The following is a 16,782-nucleotide window of genomic DNA, read 5'->3' as shown; positions in this document are numbered from 1 at the left end:
CGCGGACAGCCGCCGCCGGGCCGCCCCCGGGCCGGGCGGGTGTGCCGACGCCGAACCCTGGCCCGCACGTCAGGGGCAAGCCCGCCCCGGAGGCCGCGGCGGCCCCGCATAGACTGCGCCCGGCACGGACGATCACGGCACGGCGATCACTCGACAGCGGGGAGCACGGACGCATGGGCGGGGCGGCCGCGCTGGAGAAACTGATACCGGTGGCGCTGGCCTTCGGCGCCGGCGTGTTCCTCGCGCGCCGCAAGGTGGTCCCCGCGGAGGCGTCCAAGGCCTTCGCTGACTACGCCTTCCTCTTCGCGGTCCCGTGCTACCTGTTCGGCAACATCTACGCCGCGGACCTCGCCGCCCTCTTCGACTGGCGGGCCATCGGCGGCTACGCGGCCACCGCCGCCCTCGCCGTCGCGGCCGTCGCCACCGCCTCGGCGGCAGCCGGACTGCGCGACCCCCGGACCGTGGCACTGCGCGTGATGGCCGGGGTCCAGGTCAACACCGCCTACTTCGCCGTCCCCGTCTTCATCACCTTCTTCGGGACGGCCGCGCCGATCTTCCCGGTGCTGCTCTTCCAGGTCTGCGTCCTGTCGCTCGTCGTCATCGCCATCATGGAACTGGGCCGTTCCGGACCCGGCTCGGGCGGCCCCGCCCAGCGCCTGGGCCGCGCCGTCGGTGCCTCGCTCGTCACCCCGCTCGTCCTGGCCTGCAACGCGGGGATCCTGCTCAACCTGCTCTCCGTGCACGTCCCGGAGGTGGTCCTCGACGGGGCCGCCTTCGTCGGCGACAGCGCCTCCCCGGTGGCCCTCTTCGCCCTCGGACTGCACCTCGGCGGCATCGGCCTCGACGTCCGGGGCACCACCCGCGAGGAGCTGGCACTCATCGGCTTCAAGTGCCTGGCCTTCCCGCTGCTCGCGTGGGCGGTGTGCGGGGCACTGTTCGGGGTCCGGGGCGAGTGGCTCACGTACCTCGTGCTGATCGCCGCGATGCCGACACCCCAGAACCTGTTCATCTTCGCCCAGCGCTACGACGTGGGCGTGGACCTCTCCGCCGCCGTGGTGATCAAGAGTTCCCTGGTCTCCCTCCTGCTGCTGCCGCTCTGGCTGCAGGCTGTCCCGACGTGACCGCGGCGCCCTTCGTTCCCCGGGCGGGCCGCGCTCGTTGAGCGGGTATGGAACTCCCGACGATCGCGGCGCCCGGCGTCGGTGAACAGGCCGACGCCGTGGCCGATGCCGCCTGCCACCTCTACGACGCCCTGGCGCCCTGGGGCCGCACCGCCCCCGGAGGGTGGAGCCGGGGCGCCGCCGAGGACGCCGCCGAGGCCATCGAGACGGCCGCGCACGCCCTCGCGTACGCCCATCCGCGCGCCGAGGTCATCCTCGGCCCCGTGCACACCGCCCTCGCGGACCTGCGCCGCCAGCTCGGCCTCGCGCCCGCCGAACCGCTGAGCGCGGAGGGGCTGCCGGTGACCCCGCGCACGGTGGGCAACCCGCGCCGCACCCGCTGGGTGCGGGTGCTCACGCCACCCGCGCCCCGGCAAGAGCCTGCTCGTACAACTTCCTGATGTCGGCGCCGAAGTAGGAGCTGTAGGAGGTGTCGGGGGTGTCCCCGCCCGTCTTCCAGCCGCCGATCACCCCGACCACGTCGCCGGTCTCGGTCCGCTCGTCGAAGGCGGTCAGGAACGGGCCGCCGCTGGTGCCGCCCGGATACCCGGTGCAGTCGATCCGCAGGAACGATCCGGGGATCCCGGGATCGGTGCTCGTGAACTTCGTCGTCCGGTTCACGCACAGCCGCGGCCGGGCGGCGGAGGCCGGGTAGCCGATCAGCGAGACCTTCGGATGCGCGTACGCGGCGCCGGTGACCAGGCGGTTCCCGCCCACCACGTCCTCCACGGGGAAGCCGTCGGCGTCCGGGCCGACCTGGGCGAAGGCCACGTCGAGGGCGGCGCCCTTGTCCGCGCCGAGCTGGCGGTAGCGCGGGTCGATCCACACCTTGGAGCGGCCGCCCGCGTCGCGCAGGACCGGGAACATCCCGTACGGCTGGGGGTTCTGGGCCGTGTACTGCGGTACGAAGGCCACCTGCCGGGTGTCCGTCCCGAGCAGGCAGTGCGCCGCGCTGAGCACCAGATCGCGGCCGGGGGAGGCGACCACGCTCGCGGTGCAGAAGTACGCGCCGCCGCCCTTCATGACGAACATCCGGCCGACGACCGGAATCCCGTCGAAGTCCCGGCCGGTCCCGTCCACCGCCGCCGGGGCGCCGCCGCGGCTGATCGGGACCGCGGACGCCATCCGGTCGGGGGTCCAGAAGTTCTCCGCCTCCCGGGCCGACCACCGGTCGGTGGCGGGGGTCTGCGCCGGGGCCTGGGCCGGGGCGGTGCCCGCCTCTGCCTCGGGCAGGGGCCCGCCGGGCAGCAGCAGGGCGGCGGTGGCCGCCGCCACCGTCAACGTACGTCGCATGTCCGTCTCCTTCTTCGGGGATGGGAGGGAGGGCGAGGAGCTGGGGAACCGGGGGCTACACGGCTTGGGGGAAGCGCAGCAGCCGGTCCGGGTCGTAGCGCCGCCGGACCTCTTCGAGGCGGGCCAGGTTCGGCCCGTAGTAGGCCTCGCGCCAGCCGGTCAGCTTCGGATCGGTGTAGTTCTGGTACGCGGCTCCGCCCGCCCAGGGCCGCAGGTCCTGCCAGAGCCCGTCGAGCCAGCCCTGGTGCCGGACGGTGTCGGCGGCGGGAGCCGCGCCGGGCCAGTAGACGAGGTACTGGGCGAGGAACCCGGCCGAGCGGTGCGCGAAGGCGGTGGCCCGCGCCGGGAGCCGGTTGAGGGCCCCGCCGCAGACCCCGTCGAACTGCACCACGCCGAACCCGCCGGGCGGCACGCTCCCGGCGTAGCGCCGCAGGGCGGCCAGCACCGCGGAGGCGGCCGGGTCGGTCAGCCCGTCCGGGGCCCAGAAATCGGACCGGGCGGCGTAGGAGTCGCGGCCGAGCCGCCCCTGGGGATCGTGTCCCGGCAGGCTGCCGGGCAGCCGGCACTCGGCGGGGCTCCGGTCCAGGCAGCCGGCCATCGCCCGGACGGTGTCCCCGTAGCCGCGCACGACGGTCCAGCTGTCCCGGGGCGCACCGCCCGCCAGGTCGGACAGCCGGGTCAGCTGCCGCTCCAGCTCGGCGCGTCCGCCGTCCAGGCAGAGCACCCGCACGGCCGGGGCGCCGACCGGGCCGCCGTCGACGGTGAACTCCACCTGGCTCCAGAACGGATCGGGCAGCTCCCGGAGCCAGCGCTGCCAGCCGCGCAGGACGGCGGGGGAGCGGTCGGCGGACCAGCGCAGTTCCGCGAGGGCGCAGTCGGTGACGGGGTGGGTGCGCAAGCGGAAGCCGGTGACCACCCCGAAGTTGCCGCCCCCGCCGCCGCGCAGCGCCCAGAACAGGTCGGGCTCGCGGTCGGCGTCGACCTCGCGGACCGCGGCGTCGGGGGTCACGACGGTGACCCCGGTGAGCCGGTCGGAGGTGGCGCCCCAGGCGCGGGAGGACAGGCCCAGCCCGCCGCCGAGGGTGAGACCGGCGATGCCGACGGAGGGGCACAGCCCGGTGGGGACGGCCAGGCCCCGTGCGGCGAGGACGGCGTTCACCTCCCCGAGCCGGGCGCCGGCACCGATCCGGACCCCGGCCGCGGAGCCCGACTGCGACTCCAGGGCCACCTCCGCCATGACGCCCGTGTCGATGACGAGTCCGGCCTCGCGGGTGGACCAGCCCGCGTAGCCGTGGCCGCCGCCGCGCGGCACCACGGGGACGGCCGAGCGCCGGGCGAAGTCCAGACAGGCGGCCACGTCCCCCGGGTGCACGGGGTAGGCCAGCGCGCCCGGCCGGACCGCGTCGTAGCGGGGCTGGAAGAGCCGCCGGGCCTCGTCGTAGTCCGGGTCGCCCGCCGTCAGCACCCGGCCGTCCAGGGAGCGGGCCAGCGCCCCGTAGTCCGGGTCCGCGCGGCGGGGCGCCGTACGGGGCTTCGTGCCGGCCGGCGTGCGGGCCGTCGCGCCGATCGAGGCGAGGACGCCCGTGGCGGCTCCCGCGAGGACCTGGCGGCGGTGGAGGGTCATCCCTCCTTCCTGCCACCGCCTTGCCCGTTCGGAGCGAAGGCGGGCCCACGGGGGCCGGGTTGCCCCCCGAACGGCCCATGCGCGAGCCCCCCTCCGGGACCGAGGAGCGGCTCAGGCCGGGGTCAGTCCGCCCGGCGGGCCAGCAGGAAGCCCTGCGGGCCCTTCTCCGTGGCGTCCGGTTCCCGGACCAGGCGGGCCGTCTCGGCCAGGCCCGCCCCCGCCAGCAGCTCGCCGATCAGCTCGGGCGGGGTCCAGTACACGTCGAGGTCGACCGGATGCCCGTACGCGTGTTCCAGCCGGAGCTGCCGGTCGCCCGCCTTGAACGCGATCAGCAGGTACCCGCCGGGGGCCAGCACCCGGGCGAACTCGGCGAACAGCGCGGGGAGCCCGGCCGGGGGCGTGTGGACGGTGGAGTACCAGGCCAGCACCCCGCCGAGGACCCCGTCCGCGATGTCCAGCGCGGCCATCGAGCCGACCTCGAACCGCAGCCCCGGATACGTCCGGCGGGCCACCGCCACCATCGCGGGCGACAGGTCGACTCCGAAGGCCCGCACCCCCAGCCCGTCGAGGTGCGCGGTCACCCGGCCCGGGCCGCAGCCCAGGTCCGCGACCGCCCGGCCGGCGCCGGGGCCGTCCCCGCGCACGTACTCCGCGAAGGCGGCGAGCATGGACCGGTCCAGCGGTTTGCCCTCCAGCTCCCCGGCCAGCAGGGCGGCGTAGTCGGCGGCGACGGCGTCGTAGGACGACCGGACGGAGTTCAGGTGCGAAGTCGATCCCATGCCCCCGGACAGTAGCCCGCCCGTCCCGCGAAACAGGCCGTCTCTTTCGGATCTTGCCTGGCCCGAAAGAGACGGCCTAGCCCCCGGTCAGCGGATTGTCCAGCGCGGCCCACTGGTCGCCCGGCACCCCCGGGCTCAGCCGCATCAGCGTCAGTGCCTTGGTCGGCAGCGGCCCCGTCAGCAGGGCCCGGGTGTCGGCGGTGGACGGCAGGCCGGGCTCGGCCGCCGCCAGGTCCGCCGCGAGCGCGGCGGCCGAACCGGCCGTGGAGCCGAGGGCGCCCGCCACCAGGGACCCGAAGAGCTTGCGGCGCAGCAGGGTCACGTCGTCGGTGATCAGCCGCCCCGACAGCGGTGGCGCCGACAGGCCGTGGCGGGCGAGGCGGGCCGGGCTGATCCGGATGTCGGCGAGGTCGCGGTACACGAGCCGCTGCGGGGTGCCGTCGGCGGACAGGACGACCAGGAGGTTCTGGCCGTGGGCCTCCAGGGCCACTCCGAGGTCCAGGACGCGCAGGCACACCGACAGCGCGAGGCGGGCGAAACCGGCCCGCCAGGCGTCGGAGCGCGCGTACGGGGTCAGCGCCAGCGCGGCCACGGGCAGGACCTGCTCGCCCGCGCCCCGGTCCGCGTACGCCTCGGGCGGCTCGCGGAGCACGGCGGCCAGGTCCGGGGTGCCGGCGGTGACGGCGCCCAGGGTGCGGGTGACGTGCAGGCGGCCGTCGAGCCGCTCGGACAGGCTCTGGGCGAAGGCGGAGACCGCGGCGGCCGTCTCGATGGAGTAGACGGAGATGTCCCGCACGGAGGAGGTGAGGCGGGTGCTGAGCGCGGTCTTGACGTGCGGCCCGCCGTCGGCGGGGGACAGGGTGCGCAGGGCCATCAGCGGGTGCGCGGCGGGCCCGGGCCGCAGCTCGTACACGTTCCCGCTCCCGTGCCGGTCCTCCTTCGGCTGTCCCTGTTTCACCACGTGCGCGGCCTGCCAGGGGTGGACCGGTACGAGGATGCGCCCGGCCTCCCGCCATCGCTCCGGCCACTCCCCGGTCACCCGGCACTCCCCGGCCCGTACGACGGCCAGCCCGAGGGCGACCACGGGCCGGTGCTCGGGTGCGTACGCGAGCTGCTCGGCCACCGTGAAACCGGGGCGGGAGCGGCAGTTGGGGTGGTACGGATGGCCGTCCACCACCCGCTGCTCCCACTCCCAGGCGGCGAGCCCCGCCGCGGCGCCGCCCGTCCCGGAGTCGGCCGGCTGGCCGGCGCGGGACAGGGCGAGGGAGGCCGTGCTCTCGTCGAGCTCGGCGGCGAACTCCTCCCCGTACGGCAGCCCGAGCGCCGCCACGAGCGCGGCGGCCCGCCGGTAGGGGCGCCCGTCGAGCAGCAGCTCGGTCACGGGGGGCGCGCTCGCGCGGACCGCGGAGAAGGTCGTCGCGTACGGGTCGGGGAGGGGGCCCTCCAGCCGGGACCCCGAGGCGAGCCGGAGCACGAGCGTGCCGGAACCCCGTTCCCGGCGGGTGATCCACGGCAGCGGCTCGAACGCGAAGGCCCGCCAGAGCCGGGTGAGGACGGCGGCGCGCGCGCCGGGGAGCGCGGCGGCGTAGGCCGCCGCGAGGCCGGGGCGTGCGTCGGGCGGTCCGATCAGGGCGGTCGGGTCGGTGGAGCCGATCGGTCCGATCAGGGCGGTCGGGTCGGTGGAGCCGATCGGTCCGATCAGGCCGGTGGGGGCGGTCGAGCCGGTGGAGCCGATCGGTCCGATCAGGCCGGGTAGGCCGGGCAGGCCGGGCAGGCCGGGCAGGCCGGGCAGGCCGGTGGGGCCGGTTCCGGCCGGTCCGGCCAGTTCGGCGGCCACGGCCTCTTCGGCCGCGGGGGCGGGGAGGTGCATGCTGGGATCCAGGGCCCCGGTCCTCTCGGGTGACGTGATGATCACTTCATCATCGCGGATACTGAAGATCACGGCCGGTGGTACGCCCCGCGCACCTCCGGCGCTCCAGCTGGACCGAATGGAATCCGTGGACCTCAACGCCACCGACAACGCCGCCGCCGACACCTACGCGGCCGCCCCGCTCCTGAACTGCCTCCTGCGGGAGGCCGCCGAACCGGTCCCGCCGTCCGGGTCCGCCGGGGCGGGCGGCACGGGCGGAACGGGGGGGCCCGCGGGTTCCGCGGGGGACGGCTGGTGCGCGTACCGGCTGTCGGGCAGCGGCCGGTCGCTGCGGGTGCGCGGCGGGCGCAGGCCCGAACGGCCCGAGCTGGGCACCGGGTCCGGCTGGCATCCGCTGAACCATACCGAGCTGGTCAAACTCGTCTCCGACGAGCTGCGGCTGTACACCGGGGTGTCCAACGACGAGCTCCCGGTCGAGATCGCCGACAGCCGCGGGACCGTCGCCGCGCTGCTGGCCGCCCGCGCGGTCACACCGCCGCCGGCCGACCCGTACGTGCGCTCGGAGCAGTCGCTGGTCATGGGGCACCCCCACCACCCGGCCCCCAAGGCCCGCGGCGGCGGGCCGGCCAACGGCTGGCTGCCGTACGCCCCCGAGGCGTACGGCCGCTTCCCGCTGGCCTTTCTCGGCGTGCGCGAGGACCAGGTGGTGGAGGAGGGCGGGCCGGCGGCGGCCGGCGCGATCGACTCGCTGGCGGAGGCGCTGGGCGGGCCGCGCCCGCCGGCCGGCTACCGGCTGCTGCCCGCCCACCCCTGGCAGCTCGACCTGGTCGCGGGCAGTCCCGCCGTCCGCGAGGCCCTCGCGGACGGGAGGCTGCTGTCGCTGGGAACCGGGCGGGTGCCGGTCTGGCCGACCGCCTCGATCCGGACCCTCTACGTTCCCGGCGGTGGTGGCGGCGGCGTGACCGGTGGCGGGACCGCCGGCAGCGGCAGGGCAGGCACGGCCGCCGATCTGTTCGTGAAGTTCAGCCTCGACGTGCGGATCACCAACGACGTGCGCCGGCTGTGGCGGCACGACCTGCTGAAACTGCGCCGTACGGACGCGGTGGTCGAGGCGGGCTTCGCGGAACTGCGCCGGTCCGGGTCGGGCGCGGCCTGGCTGTCCGACCGGGGGTACCGGACGGCCGCCTTCGCCTTCGAGGAGCTCGCCGTCCTCGTCCGTGACGGCCTGGCGGCGCACGCGGAGCCCGGGCTGACCCCCTTGCTGGCGGCCGCGCTGGCGGAGGGGTACCCGGGCAGCCCGCTCGCGGGGACGGCCGACCCGGCCGCGTGGTGGCGGGCGTACCTGCGCCAGGTGGTGCCGCCCGTGCTGCACCTCTTCGCCCGGCACGGCGTGGTCCTGGAAGCGCACCTCCAGAACACCCTGGTCGCGGTCGACGCCGAGGGCATGCCCGCGCAGGCCCTCTTCCGGGACGCGGAGGGCGTGAAACTCCTCCCCGACCTGGACCGGGAGGCCGCCTGGCAGCGCCTCGTCTACTGCCTGGTGGTCAACCACCTGACCGAGGTGGCGGGCGCGCTCGCGGAGAGCCGTCCGGAGGCGGCCGGGGAGCTGTGGCCCGCGGCCCGCGAGGAGTTCCGGCGCTGCGGCGAGGCCCACGACCTGCCCGAGGTCGCCGCCCTGCTGGCCGCCCCCGCCCTCCCGGCCAAGACCAACCTGCTGCTGCGCTGGACCCGGGCCGACGGCGCGGACTCCCGCTACCTGCCGCTTCCCAACCCGCTGCGGTCCTGAGGGAGCGTGCGGTTCCGGCCAAAGAGGGTCCGGATACCGGATCCCCCCTCACCGACAGGTATAGACCAATGCTACGTTGGTCGGGCAGACCGCGCAGTCCTTGACCTCCCGTCAGAGGAGAAGCCATGCCCTCCCCTTCGCGGGGCGGCGGCCCGGCCGCCACGCCCAAGTACCAGCGGATCGCCGCAGCGTTGCGGCGCGAGCTCGACCTCACCGCACTCACCCCCGGCGCCCGTCTCCCCTCCGAGCGCAGCCTCGCCGCCCGCTACGAGGTCAACCGGCAGACCATCCGGGCCGCCCTCCAGCACCTGAGGGAGGACGGGCTCGTCGTCACCGGACGGCGGGGCACCCGGCCGGCCTTCCCGACGGAGGGGCACCGGCCCCCGGTGGCGCCCCCGGCGGGCCCCGCTGCCCCGGGCCCCGCCCCGGCGTCGGTGGCCACCCCCGTACCGGCGCCCGCGCCCGCGCAGGCACCCGCCGGGGACGCGGCCCAGGCGTGGCTCACCCTCGTCACGCTCGCTCCGGCACTCGCCGACCAGCTCGGCATGCGGGGCGGGGAGCAGACCCTGGTCCACCACCACCGCGAAAGCGGCCCGACGGGCCAGACCCGGCGGCACGCGGTGACGTACCTCTGTCCCCGCACCGTGGTCCGGACCCCCGAACTGGCCCGCTACCGGGACCGCCTGGTGGCGGGCGTCCGGGACGAGGACCTGGGTCCCCTGCACCACTGGCTGGAGGGTGCCGCGCGGGCCGGCCGGGTCGCCGAGACCATCACCATGACCCGGACCAACTCGCCCCAGGCCGCCACCCCGCCCGGCGGCCTCTCCGTACGCCGCACCCTGCACGACGCCTCAGGCCGGCTGCTCGCCGTCACCGATCTCGCCTTCCCCACCTGGGACCGGCTGACCTTCGACCGCTCCCCGGCCGCCATCGGCTTCCGGGTCACCTAGCACACACGGCCGACGTCGCACTGCGGGCGCTGCACCTCCGTTGATCTCTCGCAGGACGGTCTCGTCGACACAGTCACGTGCAGGGTTCCGCGTCTCAGCTCCCCAGGATCCACCGGACGGCCGCGGTGGCTCCCAGCACCAGGGGCGGGGCGAGCCACCACCGCCCCATGGCGGGGCGGATCGAGGGAAGGAGGGTGATCAGCAGGCCGAGGGCGCTCGCCACGATGGCGAGGAGGCAGGACAGCTGGATGCCGGCGGTGGCCTCGTCGTCACAGGTGCCGGACGGCCGGGTGGTGAGAGCGGTGTACAGGAACCAGCCGACGATCGCGTAGAGCAGTGCGAGCGGGACGGTCAGGACCCGTTTCAGGCAGCCGTCGTCCGAAGGCGTCCGGTCCGGGCCGGAGCGAGGGGGCATCAGCCGAGTGCTCCCCTCGCGTCGTCGAGATCCTGCCAGTACGGGCCGCCGTTGTAGCGGGCTGCCAGTTCCTGGTACCGGGCGGGAGTCATCTCCTGCGCGGGTACGTCGGCGAATTCGCTCTCCGCCTTCAGCTGGGCCAGGTATCCCGCGGCGATGAAGATGTTCTGCCCGGGGTCCTGGAGGGATTCCTCCACCACGGTCCGGCCCCTCACGTGTTCGTGTGGACGTCCCCGGTGGTGGTGGAGGTGATGACCGCCCGGCGGCCGAGATCGCCCGGCGGGATCCCCGGGTGGTGGCCGCCCGGCCGCCCGGAGCCGGGGGACACCCCGAGGGCCAGGCGGGAGACGATCCGGTAGCGGTCGCCCCGGTACACGGAGTGGACGTACTCCACGGGCCGGCCGGTGGAGTCGGTGGTGAGCCGCTCGATGAGCAGGGCGGGGGAGAGCAGCGGAACGTCCAGCAGGCCCGCCTCCGACTCGTTCACCACCGTCGGCTCGATGGACTGCTGCGCCTCGTGCACGTACACGCCGTGGTGGTCGCGCAGATGCTCGTAGAGGTCCCCGGCCTCCAGCTCCGCCGGGGTCAGGGCCGGCACCAGGGCGGCCGGGATGTGCAGGTGCTCGATGGCCATCGGGGCCCCGTCCACCAGTCGCAGCCGGGCGATGTAGAGCAGGCTCGCACCGGGGGAGATGCGCAGGCGGCGGCCGATCCGGGCCCCCGCCTGCACGGTGGAGTGGTCCAGGACCCGGCTGGACCAGTGCCCGGCGGCCTGCCGCATCGCGAAGGCCGCCTCGTCGGCGGCCAGTTCCTGGGTGATCTTGGCCGGCGCGACGAACATCCCGCGCCCGTGCTCGCGTACGAGCAGCCCCGTGGCCACGAGCTCGTCCACCGCCGCGCGCAGCGTGGGACGGGAGACCTCCAGCGTGGCGCACAGGGTGCGTTCGGAGGGGATCGCGTCGCCGGGCCGCCGGATGTCGATGAGCCCCAGCAGGTGCTCGCGTACCCGTTCGCGCTTGAGTACGGATCCTGACGAGTCGGTTGCGTCCTTCGTCACGGCCCGCCCCCATTTCTCTCTGCTCACCTGTCCAACTGGTCATGTGCATCTAACCACTCGGGGGAGGGCGGGCGCGAGGAGTCCGCTGAAATTCTTCGTGCGGGGTTGACGGCGCACGCGGGCCGTGTCACCTTCTAGCCACTCAGCTAACCAATTGGTCAGTTGGTCAACTCCACTCCTCCTCGCATGAGTTGTCGCATGAGGTGCCGGACGGGTTGACGGAACAGCCAGGTGAGGAATCTCCGAGACCGTGACCGCCGCCACTCCCGCTACCGCCGCCGCTTCCCTCCCCTCCGGCCTCGGGCTCGTCCCGCGCCCCGACTCGGTGACCGTCCTGCCCGGCCGCTTCACCCTGGACCACCGCACCGGACTGCGTGCCGGTCCCGGCGCCGAGGCGGCGGCCGGTCTGCTGCGCGAACTGCTCACCCCCGCCACCGGGTTGCCGCTCGCCCCGGACCCCGACGGGCGGATCACCTTCCTCCTGCCCCCCGGGGACGCGGCCCCCGCCGGCCCGGGCGAGGAGCCGCTCGGCGCCGAGGGGTACGCCCTCACCGTCGGCCCCGACTCCGTCCTGCTGCGCGCCGCCCGCCCCGAGGGTCTGCTCCACGGGGTGCAGACCCTGCGCCAGCTGCTGCCGCCCGAGGGGCTGGCCGCAGACGGCGCGCAGGCCCGTACGCCAGCCGGCGGCTGGTCGCTGCCCTGCGTACGGATCACCGACCGGCCGCGGTTCGCCTGGCGCGGAGTCCTGCTGGACGTGGCCCGGCACTTCCAGCCCGTGGACTACGTACGCCGCTTCGTGGACCTGCTGGCGCTGCACAAGCTCAACGTCCTGCACCTCCACCTCACCGACGACCAGGGCTGGCGGATGCCGGTCGCGGCCTATCCCCGGCTCACCGGGACCGGCGGCCGTCGCGCCGAGACCGAGGGGGACGGCATCCCGCACGAGGGCGCCTACACCCGCGCGGAGCTGACCGGGCTCGTCTCCTACGCGGCCCGCCGCGGGGTCACCGTCGTCCCCGAGATCGAGATGCCCGGCCACGCCCGCGCCGCCCTCGCCGCCTACCCCGAACTCGGCAACCGGCCCGGCGTCCGGCTGGACACGTGGACCCGCTGGGGGGTCTGCGAGAACGTCTTCGGGGTCCACGACACCGTGCTCGACTTCTGCCGGGGTGTCCTGGACGAGGTCGCGGACGTGTTCCCCGGGCCCTACGTGCACCTCGGCGGCGACGAATGCCCCCGCGTGGAATGGGAACGCTCCCCGGCCGCCCGCGCCCGGATCGCCGCCGAGGGGCTGTCCGGCCCGGGCGCCCTCCACGGCTGGTTCCTCGGCGAGGCCGCGGCGCACCTGGCCCGGCTCGGCCGCCGCCCGCTCGGCTGGACCGGGACCGGCACGGAACTGCCCGCCCCCTTCACGGCCTTGGCCTGGCTCGACGCGGAGCACGGACGGGCCGCCGCCCTAAGCGGCCACGACGTGATCATGACCCCCTACCGCTCCACCTACCTGGACTACCCGCAGTCCGCGGACCCCGGCGAACCGCGCGGCCAGGACGGCGGCGTGCTCGACCTGCGCGGGGTCTACGACAACGACCCCGCCCCCGCGCACTGGGAGCCCGAGGCCGCACGCCGCGTCCTCGGCACCCAGGCGCAGCTGTGGACCGAGTACGCGCGCACCCCCGCGGAGCTCGAATACCTGGCCTTCCCCCGGCTGTGCGCCCTGGCCGACACCGCTTGGTCGGCGCACCGCGACTGGCCGGACTTCCTCCGGCGCCAAGGCCACCACCAGACCCGGCTCGCCGCCCTCGGCGTGCGCGGCCGATCCCTTCCCTCCCCCCACCCCGAGAGGAACGCAGCATGCGCACCCCGAGCCACGCCCCCGGCCACACCCCTCCTCACGCCCCCAGCCGCAAGCGCCGTACGGCCGTAGCCCTGGCCCTCGCCCTGACCGCCGGTCTCGGCTCGGCCGCCCTGGGCGCCCTGCCCGCGACCGCGGCGGCCGACTCCGTCAAGGTCCAGTACCGCACCAGCGCGACCGGAGCCACCGCCGACCAGGCGGAGCCCTGGTTCAAGGTGGTCAACAACGGCTCCGGCACCGTGGCCCTGAACCAGGTCTCCTTCCGCTACTACTTCAAGGCAGACAGCCCCAGCACCCAGTACCGGTACGCCTGTTCCTGGGCGGTCAAGGGCTGCGCCAACATCACCGGCACCTTCGGCACCCTGGCCACCCCGACGGCCACCGCCGACCGCTACCTGGAGATCACCTTCACCGGCGGCGCCGGCAGCCTCGCCCCGGGCGCCGACACCGGCGACATGCAGCTGCGCTTCTACCGCGCCGACTGGCAGACGCTGCGCCAGTCCGACGACTACTCCTTCGACGGGTCCCGCACGGCGTACGCCGACTGGGACAAGGTGACCGCCAAGCTGGGCACCGGCACCGTCTGGGGCACCGCGCCCGGCGGCAACACCCCGGACCCGACGCCGACTCCGACCGACCCCACGCCCACTCCCACGCCGACCCCGACCGACCCGGGACCGGCCGGAGCCACCCTCTTCGACGATTTCACGTACACCTCCTCCTCCGACCCGGCGATCGGGGCCCACGGCTGGAGCGTGCGCTCCAACGCGGGCGGCCCCGGCGTCCCGGGCGCCACCTGGGCGCCGGAGAACGTCACCTTCGCGGCCGAGGGCGGCAACACGATCATGAACCTGGAGACCTCGACGGCCGGCACCGGCGAGAGCACCAAGCACACCGAGATCCTCACCAAGACGATGAAGTTCAAGAACGGCACCTACGCGGCGCGGGTGAAGTTCTCCGACGCCCCGAAGTACGGCCCGGACGGGGACCACCTCGTGCAGACCTTCTTCCCCATCAACGACCTCAAGGCCCCGCTGGCCGACGACTACTCGGAGTACGACTTCGAGTACCTCCCCAACGGCGGCTGGGGCGAGCCCTCGAACATCCTCTACACCACGTCGTGGGAGACGTACCAGGCCGACCCGTGGGTGGCCGTCAACCAGCACACCGAGTCCCGGCAGAGCTACGCGGGCTGGCACGACCTGGTGCTCACCATCGACAACAACGCCATCACCTACTACGTCGACGGCCAGGTCTTCGGCGTCCACGACGCCAAGTACCTGCCCGAGCGGGGCATGTCGATCAACTTCAACCAGTGGCTGATCGACCTCAACGGGCAGCCGGGCTCTACCCCGCGCGCCTACGACCAGAAGGTGGACTACGTCCTGCACGTCAAGGACCAGGTCCTCACCCCGGCCCAGGTGGCGGCCAAGGTCGGAGGCTACCGGACCGCGGGAACGGCCTTCGTGGACACCGTCCCCACCAGCTGATCCAACCGAGGTGAACAACGGTGCGCTCCGGGGCCCTCGGCCCCGGAGCGCACCGCCTTTCCGTTCAGAACCTCTCGTTCAGAACCTTTCCGTTCAGAACCGCAGCGCCCACCAGTCCAGGTACCCGGTGTTCCCGGCGAAGGCGTCGTAGACGCGCAGCCGCCACACCCCGTTCGCCGTCTCCGAGGAGGCGTTGACCGTGTACAGCCCGACGAGGTCGCTCTCGCCCCAGTCGGTGTACTCGTCCTTGACCGGGTAGACCGTCCCGTCAGGAGCGATCAGGTCGATCCGCAGGGTCCCGGAGTCCGGGTGCTTGACGGCCAGCTCCACCTCCAGCTTGGAGGGGGCGCGGCCCTCGACACCGCTGACCGTGATCGGGGACCTGATGGTCTTCAGGTCCCCGACCGCGTAGTTCTTGGTGTTGGAGACGCGTTTGGCGACGACCCGGTTCGGCACGCTGCCCAGGTAGAGGGAGCGGTCGGGCGAGCCGGAGCCGCGGTCGAGCACCGCCCCGGTGGTGGCCTTGGACTTCAGGTAGGTCGCCACCTGGGCGGGGGTGGCGGTGCGGTTGAGGGACAGGTAGATCGCCGCCGCGCCCGCGACGTGCGGGGAGGCCATCGAGGTCCCCGACATCTGGGTGCTCCACTCGTCGTCCCACCACACCGCCGAGGTGATGGAGTCGCCGGGGGCGAACAGGTCCACCAGCGAACCGTAGTTGGAGTACGTGGAGCGGGCGTCGTGGGTGCTCGTCGCCCCGACCGTGATCGCCTGGGAGACCCGGGCCGGCGAGTGGGTCGAGGCGTCCTTGTCCTGGTTGCCCGCGGCCACCGTGTAGGTGATCCCGGAGGCGATGGAACCGCGCACGGCCGCGTCCAGGACGCTGTCCGGGTCACCGCCCAGGCTCATGTTCGCCACGGCCGGCTTCACCGCGTTCCGGGTCACCCAGTCGATGCCGGCGACCACCTGCTCGGTCGTGCCCGACCCGCTCGCGTCCAGGACCCGGACGGCCACCACTTTGGCGCGCTTGGCCACCCCGAAGGTGGTGCCCGCGACGGTCCCGGCCACGTGCGTGCCGTGTCCGTGCAGGTCCTCGGCGACGAAATCGTCGTCGATCGCGTCGTACCCGTACCGGGCCCGGCCGCCGAAGTCCTTGTGGCTGATGTTGACACCGGTGTCGATGACGTACGCGGTCACGCCCAGACCGCTCGAAGACGCGTACGTGTAGGCGTTGTTCAGCGGCTGCCTGCGCTGGTCGATCCGGTCCAGGCCCCAGGACGGCGGGGTCGGCTGGGTGGTGTCGAGGTGCAGCTTCCGGTTCTGCGCGACCGTGGTCACGGCCGGATCGGCCGCGAGCCGCCGGGCCTGGCGCTCCGTCATCCTGACGGAGAAGCCGTTGACCGCCGAGTCGTAGGTCCGGGCCACCTTGCCGCCGAACCGTTCGACCACGTACCGGCCCCGGTCCGTACGGGAACCCGCGCGCGCCGGGTCCAGCAGGACGAGGTAGCTGTCGCCGACGGCTCCGGGCGCGCCGGCGTACAGGACCTCCCCCTCCGGAAGGTCCGCGGCCGAGGCCCCGGTGTCCACTCCGAGCGCGAGCGCCGAAGCGAGTGCGAGTGCGGTTCCGTACCGCAGCAATAAGCGCGATCGCATGATCATGAATTCAGACCCCCCTGAGTCGTCCGCTCAGAGTGCTGCGTTCACAAGCTCCGCACAAGAGGACCGCGAAAGGTCCGCCCGGGGGTCCGTACAAGGGCCCTCGTGGGAGGAATCGGACCCTCGGGATTGAGGCCCTTGTCCTCTTAGCGCCACTCGTTCACAGAACGGAATCTTTATGTGCGACCCACTCCGAATCCGGACGAAAGATCCACCATGAAGAAGACGAAGGCAGCGCTCTGGGAATTCCTCCAGGGCCTGGGCAAGACCTTCATGCTGCCCGTGGCGCTCCTGGCCTTCTGCGGCATCATGCTCGGCGTCGGCTCCTCGCTCTCCAGCCCGGCCGTCCTGCAGAACCTCTCCTTCCTGGACAACGAACCCCTCCAGCTGGCTTTCACCTGGATGTCCAACACCGGACTGGTGGCCTTCAAGTTCCTCCCGGTGCTCTTCGCGATGGCGATTCCGCTCGGCCTGGCGCGCGAGGACAAGGGCGTCGCCGCCTTCTCCGGTTTCGTCGGCTTCGCCTCCATGAACCTCGCCGTCAACTTCTTCCTCACCACGCGCGGCGTGGACTTCGAGGACAAGGGCGAGATCGCGCACTACGGCATCGCCGACGTGCTGGGCGTGAAGTCCATCGACACCGGGCTCCTCGGCGCGGTCGCCGTCGGTGTCATCGTGGCCCTGCTGCACAAGCGCTACCGCACCAAGCAGATGCCCGACGCGCTCGCCTTCTTCGGCGGCCTGCGCTTCGTCCCGATCGTCTCCGCCCTGGCCATGAGCATCGTCGGACTCCTCGTCCCGCTCGTCTGGCCCACCCTCGGCAGCTGGATCGCCTCCGTCGGCACGGGCATCG

General features: G+C 74.0%; 14 protein-coding genes and 1 pseudogene. 7 read left to right on the top strand and 8 right to left on the bottom strand.

What is annotated here, in order from left to right; all coding sequences use genetic code 11:
- Positions 1 to 173 precede the first annotated feature (173 nt).
- Both OG435_RS36795 and OG435_RS36790 read left to right on the top strand, forming a co-directional pair.
- Positions 174 to 1,121 (top strand): AEC family transporter, encoded by a 948-nt coding sequence (locus tag OG435_RS36795; RefSeq protein WP_266883766.1) that lies wholly within the window; start codon positions 174 to 176, stop codon positions 1,119 to 1,121.
- 47 nt (positions 1,122 to 1,168) lie between these two features.
- On the top strand, positions 1,169 to 1,561 hold the full coding sequence (locus tag OG435_RS36790) for a hypothetical protein (RefSeq protein ID WP_266883764.1): 393 nt from the start codon (positions 1,169 to 1,171) through the stop codon (positions 1,559 to 1,561).
- Here the strand turns inward: OG435_RS36790 and OG435_RS36785 are convergent.
- The 4 genes from OG435_RS36785 to OG435_RS36770 all read right to left on the bottom strand — a co-directional run bounded on the left by OG435_RS36785 (position 1,515) and on the right by OG435_RS36770 (position 6,726).
- Positions 1,515 to 2,453 carry a trypsin-like peptidase domain-containing protein gene (locus OG435_RS36785; RefSeq protein ID WP_266883762.1) on the bottom strand — a complete coding sequence of 313 codons (939 nt, stop codon included), beginning with the start codon at positions 2,451 to 2,453 and terminating at the stop codon, positions 1,515 to 1,517. The two genes, OG435_RS36790 and OG435_RS36785, sit on opposite strands and share 47 nt — an antisense overlap.
- Positions 2,454 to 2,508: 55 nt before the next feature.
- On the bottom strand, positions 2,509 to 4,077 hold the full coding sequence (locus OG435_RS36780) for an FAD-binding oxidoreductase (protein WP_266883760.1): 1,569 nt from the start codon (positions 4,075 to 4,077) through the stop codon (positions 2,509 to 2,511).
- A gap of 122 nt (positions 4,078 to 4,199) precedes the next feature.
- Entirely contained in the window at positions 4,200 to 4,856 is a 657-nt protein-coding gene (locus OG435_RS36775; RefSeq protein WP_266883758.1) for a class I SAM-dependent methyltransferase, read from the bottom strand.
- 76 nt (positions 4,857 to 4,932) lie between these two features.
- Positions 4,933 to 6,726 carry an IucA/IucC family siderophore biosynthesis protein gene (locus OG435_RS36770; protein WP_266883756.1) on the bottom strand — a complete coding sequence of 598 codons (1,794 nt, stop codon included), beginning with the start codon at positions 6,724 to 6,726 and terminating at the stop codon, positions 4,933 to 4,935.
- Positions 6,727 to 6,844: 118 nt separating this feature from the next.
- On the opposite strand from OG435_RS36770, the gene OG435_RS36765 reads away from it, so the two are divergent.
- Together OG435_RS36765 and OG435_RS36760 are read left to right on the top strand one after the other, a co-directional pair.
- Positions 6,845 to 8,512, top strand: coding sequence for an IucA/IucC family protein (locus tag OG435_RS36765; protein WP_266886415.1), 1,668 nt, complete (start codon positions 6,845 to 6,847; stop codon positions 8,510 to 8,512).
- A gap of 125 nt (positions 8,513 to 8,637) precedes the next feature.
- Positions 8,638 to 9,462, top strand: coding sequence for a GntR family transcriptional regulator (locus tag OG435_RS36760; protein WP_266883754.1), 825 nt, complete (start codon positions 8,638 to 8,640; stop codon positions 9,460 to 9,462).
- Between the two features lie 94 nt (positions 9,463 to 9,556).
- On the opposite strand, the gene OG435_RS36755 is transcribed toward OG435_RS36760, so the two are convergent.
- The 3 genes from OG435_RS36755 to OG435_RS36745 are packed head-to-tail and all read right to left on the bottom strand — an operon-like array spanning position 9,557 to position 10,934.
- A complete protein-coding gene (locus OG435_RS36755) occupies positions 9,557 to 9,877 on the bottom strand; it encodes a hypothetical protein (protein WP_266883752.1) in 321 nt (106 codons plus the stop codon).
- Positions 9,877 to 10,077, bottom strand: coding sequence for a hypothetical protein (locus tag OG435_RS36750; protein ID WP_266883750.1), 201 nt, complete (start codon positions 10,075 to 10,077; stop codon positions 9,877 to 9,879). The genes OG435_RS36755 and OG435_RS36750 overlap by 1 nt, the downstream gene beginning before the upstream one ends.
- An 11-nt stretch (positions 10,078 to 10,088) precedes the next feature.
- Positions 10,089 to 10,934 carry a GntR family transcriptional regulator gene (locus OG435_RS36745; RefSeq protein WP_266883748.1) on the bottom strand — a complete coding sequence of 282 codons (846 nt, stop codon included), beginning with the start codon at positions 10,932 to 10,934 and terminating at the stop codon, positions 10,089 to 10,091.
- A 250-nt stretch (positions 10,935 to 11,184) separates the two neighbouring features.
- Here OG435_RS36745 and OG435_RS36740 point away from each other — a divergent pair, with 250 nt between their 5' ends.
- Entirely contained in the window at positions 11,185 to 12,858 is a 1,674-nt protein-coding gene (locus OG435_RS36740; RefSeq protein WP_266883746.1) for a beta-N-acetylhexosaminidase, read from the top strand.
- Complete coding sequence (locus OG435_RS36735) at positions 12,786 to 14,276, top strand: cellulose binding domain-containing protein (RefSeq protein ID WP_266883744.1); 1,491 nt, start codon at positions 12,786 to 12,788, stop codon at positions 14,274 to 14,276. Before OG435_RS36740 ends, OG435_RS36735 begins: the two co-directional genes overlap by 73 nt.
- 93 nt (positions 14,277 to 14,369) lie before the next feature.
- On the opposite strand, the gene OG435_RS36730 is transcribed toward OG435_RS36735, so the two are convergent.
- Positions 14,370 to 15,932, bottom strand: coding sequence for a S8 family peptidase (locus tag OG435_RS36730; protein ID WP_266883742.1), 1,563 nt, complete (start codon positions 15,930 to 15,932; stop codon positions 14,370 to 14,372).
- A 213-nt stretch (positions 15,933 to 16,145) separates the two neighbouring features.
- On the opposite strand from OG435_RS36730, the pseudogene OG435_RS50215 reads away from it, so the two are divergent.
- A pseudogene (locus tag OG435_RS50215) lies at positions 16,146 to 16,766 on the top strand (PTS transporter subunit EIIC); the annotation flags it as partial.
- Positions 16,767 to 16,782 lie beyond the last annotated feature (16 nt).

Source organism: Streptomyces sp. NBC_01264 (genome assembly GCF_026340675.1).
GTDB lineage: Bacteria > Actinomycetota > Actinomycetes > Streptomycetales > Streptomycetaceae > Streptomyces.
This window is presented reverse-complemented; position numbering and strand designations above follow the sequence as displayed.